3 protein-coding genes are annotated in these 2,163 nt (G+C 61.1%); 2 read left to right on the forward strand and 1 reads right to left on the reverse strand.

All coding sequences use genetic code 11. From position 1 onward, the window contains the following. Positions 1-30 precede the first annotated feature (30 nt). Positions 31-744, reverse strand: a complete 714-nt coding sequence (gene nth, locus AC1DT3_RS18785; protein WP_477466739.1) for an endonuclease III — start codon at positions 742-744, stop codon at positions 31-33. A 21-nt stretch (positions 745-765) separates the two neighbouring features. Between nth and AC1DT3_RS18790 the strand changes: the two genes are divergently transcribed. Together AC1DT3_RS18790 and AC1DT3_RS18795 are read left to right on the forward strand one after the other, a co-directional pair. Then, the gene (locus tag AC1DT3_RS18790) at positions 766-1,275 is read left to right on the forward strand and encodes a DUF2244 domain-containing protein (RefSeq protein WP_477466740.1); all 510 of its coding nucleotides are present in this window, start codon (positions 766-768) and stop codon (positions 1,273-1,275) included. Between the two features lie 212 nt (positions 1,276-1,487). Beyond that, the coding region (locus tag AC1DT3_RS18795; protein WP_477466741.1) for an Hsp70 family protein at positions 1,488-2,163 on the forward strand (676 nt) is incomplete at its 3' end.

Genomic DNA, 2,163 nt, shown 5'->3' on the forward strand with positions numbered 1-2,163 from the left:
GTGTTCGGCTGACCGAACTTTGATGTCGCGCTACAGCGTCTTTGCGGGATAGCGACAAAGGTCGTTGATGAGGCACCGCGCGCATTCGGGCGCGCGCGCTTTGCAGACGTAGCGCCCATGCAGAATGAGCCAGTGATGAGCATGGAGGCGGAAGGCGTCGGGCACGCGCTTTTCCAGCGGCTCCTGCGTCTCCAGCGGCGTGTTCGTGACGACGAGTGGAATGCGGTTTGCGACGCGGAAAATATGCGTGTCGACGGCGATATGCGGCACCTGGAACGCAATGTTCATGACGACGCTGGCGGTCTTGCGTCCAACACCGGGCAGACTGACGAGGTCTTCCATCGTCCGGGGCACCGCGCCACCGAAATCCTCGACGAGGCGCTTCGACATGGCGACGACGTTCTTCGCCTTGGTATTGAAGTAGTTGAGCGTCTTGACCCGCTCGCGCACGCCCTCCTCGCCGAGCGCGAGCATCTTCTGTGGTGTATCGGCCAGGGGAAACAGCAGCCGCGTCGCCTTGTTGACGCCCACGTCGGTCGATTGCGCCGAGAGCAGCACGGCGACGAGGAGCGTATAGGGATTGCGATATTCGAGTTCGCCCTCCGGATGTGGATTGGCAGCCTCGAAACGGCGGAAGATCTCGACTACCGTCGCGTTGTCGACGGGTTTCGCGGCGCGGGGCGCCCTCGCGACCGGTTTCTTCACTTTTCCGTTGCGGCTGGATGACGGCTTTGGATCGGACATGACGGGCGTTATAATCGGCGCATGGAGAACGGCAAAGCCATCTCGGATCAGGCGGAGCGGTTTGAACGCGCGGTTTTTTCAGCCGTGATTCGGCCGCACCGTTCGCTTGGGCCGAAAGGCTTCCGGATCGTCATGATCCTGGTCTGCCTGTGCTCCATTATTGCAAGCCTGCCCTTCGTCATCCTCGGCTTTTGGCCGATCGCGGGGTTCTTCGGTCTCGATTTCATAGGCTTGTATATCGCCCTTCGCGTCAGCGACAGGCAGGGCCGAGCCTTTGAAGAGCTAATCCTGACGCCGGTCCAGCTCTTTTTGAGAAAAGTCTCTCATCGCGGGGAATCCCGCGAATGGTCGTTCAATCCTCTTTGGACGAAACTGACCCGCAATGTGGACGATGAGTTTGGCCTTCAGGAAGTGGCCCTCGCGTCCCGCGGGCGGCAGGTGGTGATCGCCCATGCCCTGTCGCCGCCGGAGCGCGAAAATTTCGCCGACGCTCTGGGCCGGGCCTTGGCCGACGTGAAACGGGGGTTCTGAGACCGGGAACGACCTGGAAACCGCCCATCCAGGTCAGATTGGCTTCAACAACGTCTCAGCTTCGACTTGCGGGCCCCGCGGCGCCTTCTTATATCAGCGCCATCGCGCAGAGTTGCCCGGTTTCCGGACAACCTCTGCTATTCGTTCAACCACAGCCATGGGCCGAGCTGCTTCGGGGCTCGGCGGTCTGCTTGAAAGTGAGGGATCCCGCCATGGGAAAGGTCATTGGTATCGACCTCGGAACCACCAATTCCTGCGTTGCCGTTATGGAAGGCTCGCAGCCTAAAGTTATTGAGAACGCGGAAGGCGCCCGGACCACTCCGTCCATCGTCGCCTTCACGGATGACGGGGAACGCCTCGTCGGCCAAGCGGCCAAGCGCCAGGCGGTCACCAATCCCGAGCGCACTTTCTTTGCCATCAAGCGTCTGATCGGCCGCACCTTCGACGATCCCATGACCAAGAAGGACATGGGTCTTGTCCCGTACAAGATCGTCAAGGGTCCGAACAACGACGCGTGGGTCGAAGTCGACGGAAAGCAGTATTCKCCGTCCCAGATCTCGGCTTTCACCGTCCAGAAGATGAAGGAAACCGCGGAGGCCTATCTGGGCCAGCCGGTGACGCAGGCCGTCATTACGGTTCCCGCCTACTTCAACGACGCCCAGCGTCAGGCCACCAAGGATGCCGGCAAGATCGCCGGTCTCGAAGTCCTGCGCATCATCAACGAGCCGACTGCGGCCGCCCTCGCCTATGGCTTGGACAAGAAGCAAACCGGCATGATCGCGGTCTACGACCTCGGCGGCGGCACGTTCGACGTGTCGATCCTCGAGATCGGCGACGGTGTCTTCGAAGTGAAATCCACCAACGGCGACACCTTCCTCGGCGGTGAAG

The organism is Microvirga sp. P4_G7, from assembly GCF_056401005.1.

Bases quoted from the DNA above. Each gene is read 5' to 3' on its own strand.
- nth (WP_477466739.1), bottom strand. From the start codon at position 744: ATGTCCGATCCAAAGCCGTCATCCAGCCGCAACGGAAAAGTGAAGAAA.
- AC1DT3_RS18790 (WP_477466740.1), top strand. From the start codon at position 766: ATGGAGAACGGCAAAGCCATCTCGGATCAGGCGGAGCGGTTTGAACGC.